This is a genomic window from Salinactinospora qingdaonensis, assembly GCF_039539445.1.
GTDB classification, from domain to species: Bacteria; Actinomycetota; Actinomycetes; order Streptosporangiales; family Streptosporangiaceae; genus Salinactinospora; species Salinactinospora qingdaonensis.
This window is the reverse complement of sequence record NZ_BAABDD010000041.1, coordinates 1-15741: the sequence shown is the minus strand read 5'-3', so window position 1 is coordinate 15741 and position 15741 is coordinate 1. Positions and strand designations below refer to the sequence as shown.

Sequence of the window (15741 nt, the reverse complement as noted above, 5' to 3'; positions counted from 1 at the left end):
GCACCGGTTCGCGGCACAGGTCCCGCGCGAACTCAACTGGAACCGCTTGAGCAGGGCGGCTACCGCTACCCCGCAGATCAATGCGGGGCGGTTCGCCGCACAGAGAACCCGGTGAGGTAACCGAGTGTCGAACTCCTAGGTCCACAGAATATCGGACGGCCAACTATCTCGCCACGCCGGGTCGGAGGCTTTCGCGTCTGCTGCCGACACCATCGGCCGACAGCAGACGAAGAGCACAGCCGGCGGCACCCCACCGGGCTGGCGAGATCGCGCAGCGATCGAGGCACGAGAGCCAATGACATCCGCCTCCAATGTCCCCTACAGAAAAGCGGGAGTCTCAGAAAAGCGCTCGGGAGGGGACTGCGGAAGCCCCGGCAGCCGAAACGGCGGCGCCGGCCCCGCTGGATCGCGGGACCGGCGCCGCCGTGGTTGTTCTCGCTATGTGGCTGTAGAGGGAGGGAGTGGCTAGATCTTGTTTTTCGGACGGCTGGGTTGTGGGGGCTGTGAAGGTGTTCTTCGTCGGCTCGTGCCTCGATCGCTGCGCGATCTCGCCAGCCTGCGGGTGCTCACCCGCGTGTGCGCACCGCCCGCCTCGCCATCCTTCCCAACAACAGAACTAGTCCTCCAGGTCCACGCTGCGGGTGGTCTCAGCGCCGATCTCGGTGGAGATGCTGGAGAGGACGTCCTTGGGGATGGCGGAGTCGACGGTCAGGGTGATGAGCGCCTTGCCCCCCTCGACGTCGCGGCTCACCTGCATCCCGGCGATGTTGACCCCGGTCTCGCCCAGCAGCCGGCCGACGATGCCGACGATGCCGGGACGGTCATCGTAGGAGAAGAACGCCATGTGCTCGGTCGGCGTGATCTCCATGCTGTAGTTGTTGAGCTCGACGATCTTCTCGAACTGGCGCTCGGCGCCGGTGAGCGTGCCCGAGACCGAGACCCGCTGGCCGTTGGCCATGATGCCGTGCACGCGGATGAGGTTGCGCCATTCGGTGCTGTCCTCGCTGGTCACAAGGTTCACCTCGACGCCGCGCTCCTTGGCCAGCAGCGGAGCGTTGACGAAGGTGACGGCTTCCTCGACCACGTCGCCGAACACGCCCTTGAGCGCTGCCAGTTCCAGCACCTTGACGTCGTGGGCGGCGATCTCACCGCGGGCCTCGACGTCGATACGGCTGGCCACACCGCCGGCGATGGCGGTAAAGATCCGACCGAGCTTCTCGGTCAGCGGCAGAGCGGGCTTGACCTCCTCGGCGACGGCCCCGCCCTGAACGTTGACCGCGTCGGGGACGAACTCGCCCGACAGCGCGAGCTTGACCGAGCGCGCCACCTGCGTTCCGGCCTTCTCCTGGGCCTCGTGCGTACTGGCGCCCAGGTGAGGGGCGACGACGACGTTCTCGAACTCGAAGAGCGGGCTGTCGGTGCAGGGCTCCTTGGTGAAGACGTCGATGCCCGCGCCGGCGACCCGGCCCTCCTTGAGTGCGCGGTACAGGGCGTCCTCGTCGAGGATGCCGCCGCGAGCGGCGTTGATGATGCGCACGCTCGGCTTGACCTTGCTCAGCGCTTCGTCGCCGATCAGGCCAAGGGTGTCCTTGTTCTTGGGAAGGTGGATCGTGATGTAGTCGCTCTGGCGCAGCAACTCGTCGAGCGAGACCAGCTCAACGCCCATCTGGGCGGCGCGGGTCTGCTGGACGAAGGGGTCGTAGGCGAGGATGCGCATCCCGAACGAGGCGAGGCGCTGGGCGACCAGCACCCCGATCCGGCCGAGGCCGACGATCCCCACGACCTTGTCGTAAAGCTCGACACCGGTGTACTTGGAACGCTTCCACTCACCGTGCACCAGGGCGTTGTGGGCGGGGGCGGTGTTGCGCGAGCAGGCCAGCAGCAGGTTGATGGCCTGCTCGGCGGCACTGATGATGTTGGAGGTGGGTGCGTTCACGACGAGGACGCCGGCCTTGGTTGCGGCGTCGACATCGACGTTGTCCAGCCCCACACCCGCACGAGCGACGACCTTGAGGTTCGAGGCCGCCTCAAGCGCCTCGGCGTCGACCTGAGTCGCGCTCCGCACGATCAGGGCGTCGACGTCGGCGAGCGCCGGGATGAGCTGCGAGCGATCGGAGCCGTCGGTTTGGCGGACTTCGAAATCCTCCTCCAACAGCGCGAGACCAGCGGGAGAGAGCTTTTCCGCGACGAGAACGGCGGGCTTGGGCACAGCTAGATCCTTAGGTGGGTTGCGACGTGGCCGCCCTATGGACGGCTTATGACGAACTCCGCGCCTACCGGACGGGCGACACGGCCACCGGAAAGTCTAGTGCGACGGTTGGATTTCCCATCGGGGAGGGAGCGGCGAGCTGCATAGCACCCGCTCTGACCTGGTAAAACTATCCGCTTTTGGGGAGTGCTCCCCAGGTGGCTCTGGGGCGGCAGCCGCCGGCGCGCGGGGAACCCCCGCGGCGGGGACGCCGCGGCAGCCGGTGTGCGGGCGACGGGTGGGCCGCCCGCACACCGGCGAAGGCTAGGTTCTGTTTTTCAAGGGCGGCGAGAATCGGCAGTGGGCACCGTGGGTGAGCGTCCCCACAGGCTGCCGAGATCGCGCAGCGATCGAGGCACGAGCGGATAAAGAGCTCCCTACGCCCCCACACTCCAGCCGCCCGAACAACAGAACCTACCCCTTGAGCCAGCTCATCAGCGGGCGCAGCTCGGCACCCACCTTCTCGATCTGCTCTCCCTGCTCGGCCTCGCGACGCTTGAGAAAGTTCGGGCGGCCGGCGTCGAACTCGGCGACGAGCTCGCGGGCGTAGGTGCCGTCCTGGATCTCGCCGAGAATCCTGCGCATCTCCTGCTTGGTTTGCTCGGTGATCAGGCGGGGGCCACGGGTGTAGCCGCCGTACTCGGCGTTGTCGGAGACCGACCAGTACATCTTGGAGATGCCGCCCTCGTACATGAGGTCGACGATGAGCTTCATCTCGTGCAGGCACTCGAAGTAGGCCGACTCGGGCTGGTAGCCCGCCTCGACGAGGGTCTCGAAGCCGGCCTTGATCAGCTCGGAGACGCCGCCGCACAGCACGGCCTGCTCCCCGAACAGGTCGGTTTCGGTCTCTTCGGTGAAGGTGGTCCGCAGCGCGCCGGCACGGGTGCCGCCGATGCCCTTGGCATACGACAGCGCGAGGTCCCACGCGGAGCCGGAGTCGTCCTTTTCGACCGCGACCAGGCAGGGCACGCCGTGACCCACCTCGTACTGGCGGCGCACCAGGTGGCCGGGCCCCTTGGGGGCGACCATGGCGACGTCAACGCCCTCGGGGGGCTCGACCAGCCCGAAGCGGACACTGAAACCGTGGGCGAAGAAGAGCGCGTCGCCCGGTTGCAGGTTGGGGGCGATCTCGTTGCTGAAGAGATCGCGGTGGATGTGGTCGGGCACCAGGATCATGATGAGGTCGGCCTCACGGGCGGCCTCGGCCGGCGTCACGACGCGCAGACCGTTCTCCTCGGCCGTGGCACGGCTCTTGGAACCCTCGGCCAGGCCTACGCGCACGTCGACGCCGGAGTCACGCAACGACAGTGCGTGGGCGTGGCCCTGGCTGCCGTAACCGATCACGGCGACCTTACGCCCCTGGATCACCTTCAGGTCGGCGGCGTCGTCGTAGTACATCTGTGCTACCACTGCGGGTTGTCTCCTTGTTTGTTCTGTCGTCGTCGCGGCCACGGGGCTTCTGCCGTGCGGTGTCGCCCCGCCCGTTCGCCGCCGGGCCCCGGCGCGCGACGTGGGCAAGCTTCGCGGACCGCGCGTGTCAGGCGCCGCGTTCGACGGCGCGCAGGGAACGGTCGGTCATCGACCGCGGGCCGCGGCCCATCGCGACGACCCCGGATTTCACGAGCTCTTTGATCCCGAAAGGTTCGAGGTTGCGGATCAGCGCTTCGAGCTTATCGGGGTTGCCGGTGGCCTCCATGACGATCACGTCCGGGTGCACGTCGACGACGTTGGCCCGGAAGAGTTCGGCGATCTCCAGCACGTGACTGCGGTTGGCGCTGTCGGCCTTGACCTTGACCAGCAGCAGTTCCCTGCGCACGGAGGCGTCGGAGTCCATCTCGACGATCTTGATGACGTTGAGCAGCTTGTTGAGCTGTTTGGTCACCTGCTCCATCGGGTGGAGGTCGCAGTTGACCACGATCGTCATCCGGGAGAGTCCCTCGTACTCGGTGGGGCCCACGGCGAGGGAATGGATGTTGAAGCCACGGCGCGAGAACAGTCCCGAGGCGCGGGCCAGTATCCCCGGCGTGTCTTCCACAAGGACGGAAAGCGTGTGCTGACTCATTTCAAATCCGCCTGTGTACCTATTCCTCGTCGTCCCAGTCGGGCGCCATGTCGCGCGCGTACTGGATGTTGTCGTTGCTGACGCCCGGGCCGACCATCGGCCAGACCATGGCGTCGGGGTTGACCGCAAAGTCGATGACCACGGGGACGTCGTCGATGGCCATGGCCTTCTCGATCGTGGCGTCGACGTCCTCGACCCGCTCACACCGCAACCCCACACCACCGTATGACTCCGCGAGCTTGACGAGGTCGGGGATGCGCACTTTTTCGGTGCCGGCTTGGGGGAAGTTTTGCAGGTTGGTCTGGGAGTAGCGGCCCTCGTAGAACAGCGTCTGCCACTGGCGCACCATGCCCAGGTTGTCATTGTTGATGACGGCGATCTTGATCGGGATGTTCTCGATCGCCGCCGTGGCCAACTCTTGGTTGGTCATCTGGAAGCAGCCGTCACCGTCGATGGCCCACACCTGCTTGTCGGGGGCGCCGGCCTTGACTCCGAGTGCGGCCGGGACCGCGAAGCCCATGGTGCCGGCGCCGCCGGAGTTGACGAAGGCGCCGGTGTGCTCGTAGCCGATGAACTGGGCGGCCCACATCTGGTGCTGGCCGACGCCGGCGACGTAGCTGGCCTCGGGGCCGACAAGCTCGCCGATGCGCTTGATGACGTACTGCGGCGAGAGGCTGCCGTCCTCGGGGGCGTCGTAGCCCAGCGGGTAGATGGTGCGCAGCCGGTCGAGCTGGGTCCACCACGCCGTGTAGTCGCCTTGGCGGCCCGCGGACTGCTCGTTGCGCACGGCCACGATGAGGTCGGCGAGGACCTCGCGCGCGTCGCCCACGATGGGGACGTCGGCGTGGCGGTTCTTGGAGATCTCGGCCGGGTCGATGTCGGCGTGGACGATCTTGGCGTCGGGGGCGAAACTGTCGAGTTTGCCGGTGACCCGGTCGTCGAACCGGGCGCCGAGGGCCACGACGAGGTCGGCGCGCTGGAGGGCGCCGACGGCGGCGACGGTACCGTGCATGCCGGGCATGCCCAGGTTCTGCTCGTGGCTGTCGGGGAAAACCCCCTTGGCCATCAGCGTGGTGGTGACGGGGATACCGGTAAGTTCGGCCAGCACCCGCAGCTCTTGGGCGGCGCCGGCCTTGGCCACGCCGCCGCCGACGTAGAAGACGGGGCGCTGCGCCGTGCTGATCATGCGGGCCGCCTCACGGACCTGCTTACCGTGGGGCTTGGTGACCGGCCGGTAGCCCGGTAGGTCGAGTTTCTGTGGCCAGGAGAAGACGGTCTGGGCTTGTAGTGCGCTTTTGGCGATGTCGACGAGGACGGGTCCGGGACGTCCGCTGGAAGCGATATGGAACGCTTCCGCAATGGTGCGCGGAATGTCTTCGGGGTCCCTGATCAGGAAGTTGTGCTTGGTGATCGGCATCGTAATGCCGCAGATATCGGCTTCCTGGAATGCGTCGGTCCCAATGAGCGGTGCGACGACCTGCCCGGTGATCGCGACCATGGGAACGGAGTCCATGTGGGCGTCGGCGAGTGGAGTGACCAGATTCGTGGCCCCCGGGCCGCTGGTGGCCACACACACGCCGGGGCGACCGGTGGCGTAGGCGTAGCCTTCCGCCGCGTGACCGGCGCCCTGCTCATGACGCATGAGAACGTGGCGCACTTTCGCGGAATCGAACAAGGGGTCGTACGCGGGGAGAATGGCCCCGCCAGGAATCCCGAACACCACGTCGACGCCGACATGCTCCAACGACCTGATGAGCGATTGGGCTCCGGTCATCTGCTCGGTCATCACAAGATCCTTCGGAGAGGGCTTGAGGTTCGGTGGCGCCTAGCAACAAAAAACCCCCCACCGCGACTGCGGTTGAGGGGAGCGCGCAACAGGTACCTGGTCAGCTTGTTGCGCGCTGACCAAGTACGAGAATCCGCGAGTTGCTTTGCATACGGTCAACAATGACCGAGGGGCTACCAAGGCGTCAACCGAAACACCAAGATGTCTCACAATTTAAGATGTGAGGCTCACCATACGGTTTCCGTGCACGTGATCGCCGCACCGCCAAAAAGCAGGTCACACGCACGTAACACGGACATTCCGCCAGAAAGCGCAGCCACCGCGCCTTATGAATGCTCTGCCGACCAACCGAGCACCGGGCCGAAGGCCGCGGCGGCACTCCCCGACGCTGACACCCCGCCCCTTCTCGACGGCGCACCGCGAGCGGCCCCACGCGGCTACCGGCCCCGAACCGCCCACGCCGCCAGCGGCCCCTGTCTGCCTCGGCGACCTAGCCGGTGGGCATCTCCGCGCCACCGACCAGAGCTTCGACACCGTCGGCAGCCATGGGGCGAGCCACGAGGAATCCCTGCCCGTAGGTGCACCCCATCGCGCGGAGCCGCTCCAACTGCTCGGGCCGTTCGATGCCCTCGGCCACGACCTGCACCCCCAGATCCTGCCCAAGACGGATGATGGTGCTGGTGAGCAGGGTGACCGTGCCGTCAGTGCCGAGGTCGCGGATGAAGGAGGGGTCGATCTTGATCTCGTCGACCTGCAACTCACGCAGGTGCGCCAAGGAGGCATAGCCCATCCCGAAGTCGTCGATGGCCAGCCGTACCCCCAGTTCACGCAACTGCGCCAAGCGCTCCACGGCCGCGCCGGGGTTTTCCAGCAGGACCTCCTCGTCGACCTCCATCGTCAGCACGTGGGGCGGCAGGCCGCTCTCAGCCAGCACCCCCGCCACGGTCTCGACGAACTTCGACGAGAGGATCTGTTTGACCGACAGATTCACCGACAGCCCGATATCCCAGTCGGCCGCCCGCCACAGCGCCACCCGTACACAGGACTCGTGGAGTATCCATTCCCCCAACGGCACGATCAGCCCCGACTCCTCAGCCGGGCCGATGAACTTCTCCGGGGCCACGAGGGCGCCGTCGCGGCGCCACCGCACCAGCGCCTCCACAGCGGTGACCCGCGAGCTCTCCAAGTCGACCACCGGCTGGTACTCCAGAGTGAACTCGCCGTCGGTGAGCCCCTGACGCAGCTCGGTCTGCAACTCCAGCCGGCGCACGACCTTGGCGTGCATGTGGGCGGCGTAGATCTCCAGCCGTCCGCTGCCGCCCTGCTCCTTGGCGCGCGCCATGGCCATGTCGGCGTTGCGCAGCAGTTCGCCGCCGTCGATGTCGGGCTCGGCGAAGGCGACGCCGACACTGGCCGACAGCGCCACCTCGCGCTCGGCCACCTGGAACGGCTCGGTGCTGATGGAGCGCACCAGCCGCTCGGCCAGATCGACGACGCGCGGAGCCTGGGCGCTGCGCTCGATGAGGATCGCGAACTCGTCGCCGCCCCAACGCGCCAGCGTCACACCGGCGTCGGTGGTGGTGCGCAACCGCCGTGCGGCCTGCGCGAGCAGGTAGTCGCCGAAGGTGTGGCCCGCGGAGTCGTTGACCGCGGTGAAGCCGTCGAGGTCCAAAAAGATCGCGGCGATCTCGCCCCACTCCCCCTCGGTGCGGCCACGCCGGTTGAGGACTTCGCGGGTGCGCTCCTCCAGGTAGGCCCGATTGGGCAGCCCGGTGATGCCGTCGTGGAAGGTCAGGTGGTTGACCTGTTCTTCCAGCGCCACCTGGGCGCTGACGTCGCGCGCGGTGATCAGGAGCCGCTCGGGCTCGCCGGGACGCTCATAAGGCGAGGCCGTCGATTCGGTGTGGCGCCAGGTGCCGTCGCCGGCGCGTACGCGCACGCGCAGGTGCATCCCCTGAGTAGTGCCGCGGTTGAAGGCCGAAGCGGCGGCGGCCACCTGCGGTAGGTCCTCAGGGTGGATGATGCTGGTGATCGGCTGGGCGAGGAGGTCGTCGCGGCGGTAGCCGAACGCTTCGGCCGTTCCCGGAGTGAGGTCGCGGATGTGCCCCTCGGGGTCGACGATGAGAATGACGTCGCCGCTGTTGTTGGCCAACTCGTAGAAATGGCGTTCGCGGCTGCGCACCATGCGCGCCAGCGTGGCGTTCTCCTCCAGCATGCCCATGAGCCGTACCAGGATGACCAGCACGGCCGAGCCCGCCACGAGCGGCAGAACGGGCTGGACCCCCTCGATGCGCAGCGCGGCGACCGTGAGCGCGATCGTGGCCAGCGTCAGCATGGTCCCAGCGGCCAACTCGGGCGCGAACCGGTACAGCCCCCGCCCGGTGATGCGGCGCGGCGTCGCGCTCGTGGTGTCGCGGATCAGCCACGGCAGGCCCGCCAGCAGCGCAAAGCCCAGGAGCCGGACGGGGTACTCGATCCCGCCGGCGACCGGTTCCCCGCTGAGTCGGGTGATGGTGCTCAACAGGTCGGCGCCGCAGATGATGACGAACGCGCCGATGGTGAGCAGCACCGCGCGGCGGGTGCTGTGCGGCGAGGTCACGACCAGGGGCGCGAGCAGGCACAGCACCAGGATGTCGGCGACGGGGTAGACCAGCGTGAACCAGACGAACCCGGTGTTCTCCCCCAGGGCGGTGTAGAGCGGCCCGAACAGCAACAGCCACATCACCGCGAACACGGCGGCGGCGCAGACGTAGCTGTCGGTGACGTAGCGCATCGTCGGCCGCACTCCCTTGGGAAACGGCGCGAAGCTCAGGAATCCGAGGACGTAGAGCGGCAGCGCGACCAGGGAGAACAGGTCACCGAACGTGAGTGACAGCGCGGCGTTGGTGTTGAGCAGGCCAGTGACGGCGTAGGTGATGGCCGCCGCGCACCACGCCAGGGCGGCCAGCCCCAGAAACCGCAACGCTTTCGCGCTCGCGAGGGTGGGGTCGGCCTCTGGCGGCCCCTCCCCTTCGGGAAAAGCGGCCTCGGCCTCTCGCTGTCTCCTGCGGGCCGCATAGAGCAGCGTGAGAGCAGCCAGCCCGGAGACCCCGGCGGTGGGCCACGTGCCGGCTTCAGCCGTCAAGGACAACCCGTCGACCTCGACGAGCGTCCCCAAAGCGTAGACGAGCGTGACCGCCATGATCGCGCCCAGCCAGAAACGGGGGCCGGCCCTCATAGCGGCACCTGGGGGGTCCAGCCGGCCAGTGTCACACGCGCGTGCGGCCCGGCCCGTGCCGGGCCGGGGAGCGGGCGACATGGGGCGGGAGACCGGTATAAGGTGAACCGCGCCGGTTCGGCCGTGGACATTGGCACCCTTTCAGTCGATGGCGACTATCCGCGATCCGGGTGATTTATGGGGGCGGCCTTGGCGAACACGCCACAAACGTGCGCGGTCCCGCCCCGCTCCACCGAACACGAAGCCGGTGAGGCAACCGGCGGAGCAGCCACAGGAACCAGTCACTCGGGCTTTGGTGCATCTCGGAGCGCCGGCCACAAAGCCCGGACGCCGCTCGCTTCCGTGCGATCGCCTCGGAACCACCCCTCGTTGGATGGACCAAGCCACGAAACCTGCGGGCCCGAGCAGTCGACACTGACCTCGTGGGTGGAAAGATCCGAGCGGGCGAATACGCCATCCAGCGGTTATCGAGCGTCCAATTCTGCTAAATCACCGTATGCGGTCAAGGTCACGGCAGGGTTGAGAAGAAGCTGAGACCAGACGACAAGATGATCACTGCATGTAATCGCCCTACGGGGACCGTGTAGGCGCGTAGGCTCAGCTCGTCGCACCGAGTCTATCCAGGATCAGCTCGCGGGCACGACCGGCGTCGGCCTGGCCACGGGTGGCCTTCATGACCGCGCCCACGAGCGCGCCGGCCGCGGCCACCTTACCGCCGCGCACCTTCTCGGCAGCGTCGGGGTTGTCGGCGATGGCCTGGTCGACCGCGGCGCCCAGCGCGGAGTCGTCACTGACGACCTGGAGCCCCCGGGCCGCCACGACCTCGTCGGGCTCGCCCTCGCCTGCGAGAACGCCGTCGACGACCTGGCGGGCCAGCTTGTTGGTGAGCGTGCCCTCGTCGACCAGGGCGACAACGCGGGCGATCTGGGCGGGAGTGATGGGCAGGTCGGCGAGTTCGACCTCGCTCTCCGTGGCTCGCCGCGACAGTTCGTTGAGCCACCACTTGCGGGCGTCGTCGGGAGAGGCTCCGGCGTCGACGGTGGCGGCGACCAGATCGATGGCGTCGGCGTTGACAAGATCGCGTAGCTCCTCGTCGGAGAGGTTCCACTCGGTCTTGACCCGGCGGCGCTTGGCGGCGGGCAGTTCGGGCAGGTCGGCGCGTAGGCGCTCGATCCACTCGGCGTCGGGGGCCACCGGCACCAGGTCGGGGTCGGGGAAGTAGCGGTAGTCCTGGGCTTCTTCCTTGCTGCGCCCGGAGACGGTGGAACCGCTGTTCTCCTGGAAGTGGCGGGTCTCCTGGACCACCTGCCCGCCGATGTCGAGCACTCCGGCGTGGCGCTGGATCTCGTAGCGGACGGCGCGCTCGACCGAGCGCAGCGAGTTGACGTTCTTGGTCTCGCTGCGGGTGCCCCACTCGTCGGCGCCGCGCGGCATCAGCGAGACGTTGACGTCACAGCGCAGCGACCCCTCCTCCATGCGGACATCGGAGATGCCCAGCGAACGGACGAGGTCACGCAGCTCGGTGACGTAGGCCCGGGCCACCAGCGGGGCGAGGTCGCCGGTGTGCTCGATGGGTTTGGTGACGATCTCCAGCAGCGGGATACCGGCGCGGTTGTAGTCGACGATGGAGTAGTCGGCGCCGTGGATACGGCCGGTGGCCCCACCGACGTGGGAGGTCTTGCCGGTGTCCTCCTCCATGTGCACCCGCTCGATGCCCACCCGGAACTCTTGCGGGCCGTCGGGGGTGTCGACGACGACGTCGAGGTGACCATCGGTGCACAGCGGCTCGTCGTACTGCGAGATCTGGTAGTTCTTCGGCATGTCCGGATAGAAGTAGTTCTTCCGGGCGAAACGGCACCACGAGGCGATGGAGCAGTTCAGCGCGAGCCCGAGACGGATCGCGCTCTCGACGGCCACACCGTTGACCACGGGCAGGGCACCGGGCAGCGCGAGACAGACCGGGCACACTTGGGTGTTGGGCTCGGCGCCGAACTCCGTAGCACAGGAGCAGAACATCTTCGAGGCGGTGCCCAGCTCGACGTGGGTCTCCAGCCCCAGCACCGGCTCGTAGGTGGCCAAGGCGTCGTCGTAGTCCACCAGCGCCGGCCCGCCGTTCACGGTGAAATCGTCCGTTACCGCGCTACCCATCGCCGCACAACCCGTTTCCGTAGTCCGAGGGGGCCTTCACCGCCGGCCCGCGGCAGCGCCGGGCGCCGGCTGTCGGTGAAGGCATCCGTCATGGTCTCTCGCTGTCTCGTGCGAGGCGGTCGCACGGGACACACGTTCACTAGGCAGCCTACCGATGGCCACGGCACCACCACGACGGTTTGGAAGCACCACTCGTCCCCGAGCCGATCCTGCGCCGGTGAACTGCTCCCATGGCGCGCTCTCCTGGCCAAAGATCACAGGACGCACACGATTGCGCTGATCAGGGGCCACAGCGCAGGTTCACGGCCACGGGAGTCGGTAACCTGGGGGTCTCAATTCATCGGTGTGTGCCCGTATCCCACCATGGGCACACACCGTCCGTCTTTCGTAGGAGAACCAGTCTTGGCCGCCCTATCCCCCCGTTCGGGGCGCAGAGCCCGCGCAGCTTTGGCGCTGGTAGCGGCGAGCCTTACCGCGGCCGGAACGATCACCCCCGGCACGGCCGCCGCGGCGCAACAAAACATCGCCCGTGTCGACGACAACGGGATCGCTGGAGAAGTCGTGCACTTCGCCGGCGAGGGTGACACCGCGGCGTCGACGACCCTGTTCAACCTGCGGCTCGACGGCGATTCGGCCGTGGGCGCCTACTGTGTCGACATCAGCTCCGAAGTCGACCACGAGGCGGCCTATATCGAGGCCGCGTGGGAGGACGCCCCCGAGGAGGGCGGCTTCCTGGAGTACGCGGCCGAAGTGAACTGGGTGCTCCGGCACTCCTACCCGAGCCTGGGTCTCGACCGGCTGCGCACCCGCGCCGGCATTCCCTCGCTGGACACCGAACAGGCGATCGCCGGCACCCAGGCGGCGATCTGGCACTTCAGCAACGGAGTGAGCCTGCCCGATCCCGGCGGCGAGGGGCCGGCCGCCTCCTTGGAACCGGGCGAACGAAGGGGCAGGGCCAACTCGGCGGAGGTCCGGGCGCTGTACAGCTACCTGACCGAAACCGCGGAGAGCACGAGTGAGCCGGCGCCGTCGCTGACGGTGGAGCCCGAGCGCGTGTCGGGGACCGGCGCCTCGCCCCTTGGCCCGTTGACGGTGCGTACCACGAGCGCGGAGCCGGTCCAGGTGTCGGTCAGCGGAGCCGAGTCAGCGGTGATCGTCGACGGTTCGGGAACACCGGTCTCGGTGGTCCGCGCCGGCCAGGAGTTCTTCCTGCGGCTGGAGGACGAGGTCCCCGCGGGAGCCGCGAAAGTCTACGCCCAGGCAGCAAAGGCCAAGGTCGAGGCGGGGCGACTATTCATCGGCAAGGACGGGGTGAGCACCCAACCGCTGGTGGCAGCGGAGCGCGGGACGGTTGCGGCGACCGCGAGCGCGACAGTGACCTGGGATCTGGCGAGCGCATCACCGAGTGTTGCCGCCTCCCCCAGCGCCGAGGCAGCGACTGAGAGCGAGGCCGGCCCGAGCCGGCCGGAAGCGGCCACCACCCCCGGACCGGAGCCCAGTAGCAGCTCACCTGTGGTCATCGCCAACGACAAGCAGCCGGAACGGGACCTTCCGCTAACCGGAACGTGGGTCGGCGCGATCATCATCGCCGGCGTGACACTCGTGACAGCCGGCGTGGCAGCGCTGGTCCTGGCCCGGCGGCGCCGGCGAAACTGAAGAGGCCTCCGAGAGGATATCCCCAGTGAACAGGGATTTTTCCCGGAACCGGGCCCCCTATGGGCGAACACGGTGTGGTTGGCTATGATCACCATTCGCCAACGGAACACCTATCGAGCAGACAGTCACAAACATGGTGAAACCGTATGATGACAGCAAGTAGCATATTACGGTCGTCACTCAATAGATGTCCGCGATTTTCGCGAACCAGGTTGGAAGGCTCGAAACAGCTCGTTATTATCTAGCGGTGCGGTTGCTCAAGATTCCGCACGGCCGTTGCCCGCTCTCGACGGCCACTCCCCCGTTCGGTCTCTGGCACCCGAGTTCCCAGCAGCCGACGAGGACACCGCGCAAGGGAAATCGCCTCCGGTCAGCTCCACGTGGCATTCGCACCACGCCGTCTCATGATGTACGGCTGTCTCATCTTTTTGCCCGGAGCGGTTTCGTCCCCTGTTCCCCTAAATCTCCTTGGGACACAACTTGATCGACACAACTCTTTCCCCGGCAGCGAGTGGCCGCCGTCGCCCCCTCACGACCATCGCAGCCACTTCCGCGGCAGCCATGCTGGCCCTGGGCATCGGCGCCGCCCCTGTCTCGGCCGACGACGCAGATGAGTCCGAGGGCGGTGCGACCGGCGAGTTCACCGGCAAGGTGACCGGCGGCAAAGACGTCGCCATGGAGGACGGCGACGTCTTCGGGACTAGCCTGTTCGGCCTCAAGCTCGACGACGGCACCATCCTGAAGACCTACTGCATCGATGTCGAAACCGGCATCAAGCAGACCGAGTACGAAGAGGGCGCCTGGGACACCTACCCCGGTAAGGGCGACTTCGCCCAGCCGGGCAAGGTCCACTGGATTCTCCAGAATTCCTACCCCTCGCAGAGCGTGGCCGAGCTTGCTGACGCGAGCGGGGTCGACGGGCTGAAGAAGGAGACCGCGATTGCGGCCACCCAGGCGGCCATCTGGCACTTCAGCAACGACACCGACCTGGACACGGACTCGCGGCACAACAGCGACAACGTGGTCGACCTCTACGACTACCTGGTCGACAGCGCCAAGGCGCTGGCCTCGGGCGGGGAACCGGACGCCTCTCTGGAGTTCACTCCCAAGAGCGCCGAAGGCACGGCCGGCGAGACCATCGGTGAATTCGCCGTCTCCACCAGCGCCTCCTCGCTGGAGCTGGACCTCAGCGCTCCGAGCGGCGTAAAGCTGGTCGACATCGACAGCGGTTCGGAGATCAGCGAGGTCAGCGACGGCAGCACGTTCGGCTTCCAGGTCCCCGAGGACGCGGCGGCGGGCAAGGCCAGCGCCTCCGCCTCCATCGAGACCGAGGTCCACGCCGGCCGGCTGTTCCGGGGCGTGAAGGAGGAGACCCAGACGCTGATCACGGCCAAGACCGAGCACGCTAAGGTCGAGGGCATGGTCACCGTCACGTGGGACGAGAAGGTCGAGGAGTCGCCGAGCCCCAGCCCCTCGGGCTCGCCCTCGCCGAGTGGGTCGGAGAGCCCCAGCCCGAGCCCGTCGGGCTCGCCCTCGCCGAGCCCTTCGGAGACCATGCCGTCGAGTGAGAGCCCCACGCCGGACACCAAACCCACCCCCGAGGACGACGGCGGTAGCCTGCCCGTCACCGGTGGCGCCCTGGTCGGGCTGATCGCCGCCGGAGCTGTCGCCATCGGCGGTGGTGCCGCGGCTATGTTCCTCTCCCGCAAGCGCAAGGCCGGCATGAACCGCGCCTAACGCCGGGCCAGCCCTGAGCGGCTGACTCCTGGCTAACCGCGACGCCCGTCGCCGTGCTCCAGAGCATGGCGGCGGGCGTCGTCGTTTTCCAGGGGCGAAGCACCGGTAGCTGCGTGCCAGCACCATCGCGGCGGAGCGCACCAGGCGACACAGTCAGCATTGCCCCCGGCAGCACACGCATCCGTTGTACACACTCATGCTCGCCGGAGCTTGGGGGTGGAACTCAGGCATGTTGGCTGCGCGGCACGACTGAGGGCGCGGGTGTCGATCTGTCACAGCGGCCACCCCGACGAACCGTGAGATCCGGCCGCGCCATTGCTACCGACGGCCAAAACATCCCGAAATCTTTCGAAAATTTCGCAAACTACGCAATCTTCCGGAAGTTTTTGGCAGTCACATGAAGTCCATCAGCCCTCTTCGCAACTGACGCCCCCTTGAATGTCGTCGGCTTAAGCCCCAAAACTCCGCAGTTGTCTCACCGAGCCCTGCGCCATGCGTACTGTGTAACCTCCTCGAAAAGAACCGAATGTTTCGTAAGTAACGAAAACTTCCGGAAGATATTGACAACTCAACGAAGCCAACCGGACACTGTGGTGCGAGTCACTCAACGTGCCTCAGCCCTTCGAAACCGTCGGCCGCACGACAACCGGCCCCCAATCGCGTTGTCCGCGGCCGATACACGGCGGCCGTATCCCCCTCGGTCGCCGTTCGCCTTCACGAGGAGGAAACACCTATGAACGACACTCTTGCTCCCCCGAGGAGCCGTGCCAGGTCGATCCTGGGGCGGGTCTGTGCCGTGGCGGTCTCGGTGGCCACGGCCACCGCGCTGCTGCCCGGCACCGCCAACGCGGCCGTGACCTCCAACCAAACCGGCAACCACGACGGCT

At 67.3% G+C, this 15741-nt stretch carries 8 protein-coding genes; 2 read left to right on the top strand and 6 right to left on the bottom strand.

From position 1 onward, the window contains the following. Positions 1 to 616: 616 nt before the first annotated feature. The 6 genes from serA to gatB all read right to left on the bottom strand — a co-directional run bounded on the left by serA (position 617) and on the right by gatB (position 11461). Positions 617 to 2209 carry a phosphoglycerate dehydrogenase gene (serA, locus tag ABD848_RS23045; RefSeq protein ID WP_344976593.1) on the bottom strand — a complete coding sequence of 531 codons (1593 nt, stop codon included), beginning with the start codon at positions 2207 to 2209 and terminating at the stop codon, positions 617 to 619. Positions 2210 to 2662: 453 nt separating this feature from the next. Continuing rightward, a complete protein-coding gene (gene ilvC, locus ABD848_RS23040) occupies positions 2663 to 3658 on the bottom strand; it encodes a ketol-acid reductoisomerase (RefSeq protein WP_344976590.1) in 996 nt (331 codons plus the stop codon). 127 nt (positions 3659 to 3785) lie between these two features. Then, positions 3786 to 4310, bottom strand: coding sequence for an acetolactate synthase small subunit (gene ilvN, locus ABD848_RS23035; protein ID WP_344976587.1), 525 nt, complete (start codon positions 4308 to 4310; stop codon positions 3786 to 3788). A 19-nt stretch (positions 4311 to 4329) separates the two neighbouring features. Then, positions 4330 to 6099 (bottom strand): acetolactate synthase large subunit, encoded by a 1770-nt coding sequence (locus tag ABD848_RS23030; RefSeq protein ID WP_344976584.1) that lies wholly within the window; start codon positions 6097 to 6099, stop codon positions 4330 to 4332. Positions 6100 to 6586: 487 nt separating this feature from the next. Then, entirely contained in the window at positions 6587 to 9313 is a 2727-nt protein-coding gene (locus ABD848_RS23025; protein WP_344976581.1) for a putative bifunctional diguanylate cyclase/phosphodiesterase, read from the bottom strand. A gap of 597 nt (positions 9314 to 9910) precedes the next feature. Then, positions 9911 to 11461, bottom strand: a complete 1551-nt coding sequence (gene gatB, locus ABD848_RS23020; RefSeq protein ID WP_344976578.1) for an Asp-tRNA(Asn)/Glu-tRNA(Gln) amidotransferase subunit GatB — start codon at positions 11459 to 11461, stop codon at positions 9911 to 9913. Positions 11462 to 11863: 402 nt separating this feature from the next. On the opposite strand from gatB, the gene ABD848_RS23015 reads away from it, so the two are divergent. Both ABD848_RS23015 and ABD848_RS23010 read left to right on the top strand, forming a co-directional pair. Then, positions 11864 to 13117 (top strand): thioester domain-containing protein, encoded by a 1254-nt coding sequence (locus ABD848_RS23015; RefSeq protein WP_344976575.1) that lies wholly within the window; start codon positions 11864 to 11866, stop codon positions 13115 to 13117. A gap of 480 nt (positions 13118 to 13597) precedes the next feature. Further along, positions 13598 to 14854, top strand: coding sequence for a thioester domain-containing protein (locus tag ABD848_RS23010; protein ID WP_344976572.1), 1257 nt, complete (start codon positions 13598 to 13600; stop codon positions 14852 to 14854). Positions 14855 to 15741 lie beyond the last annotated feature (887 nt).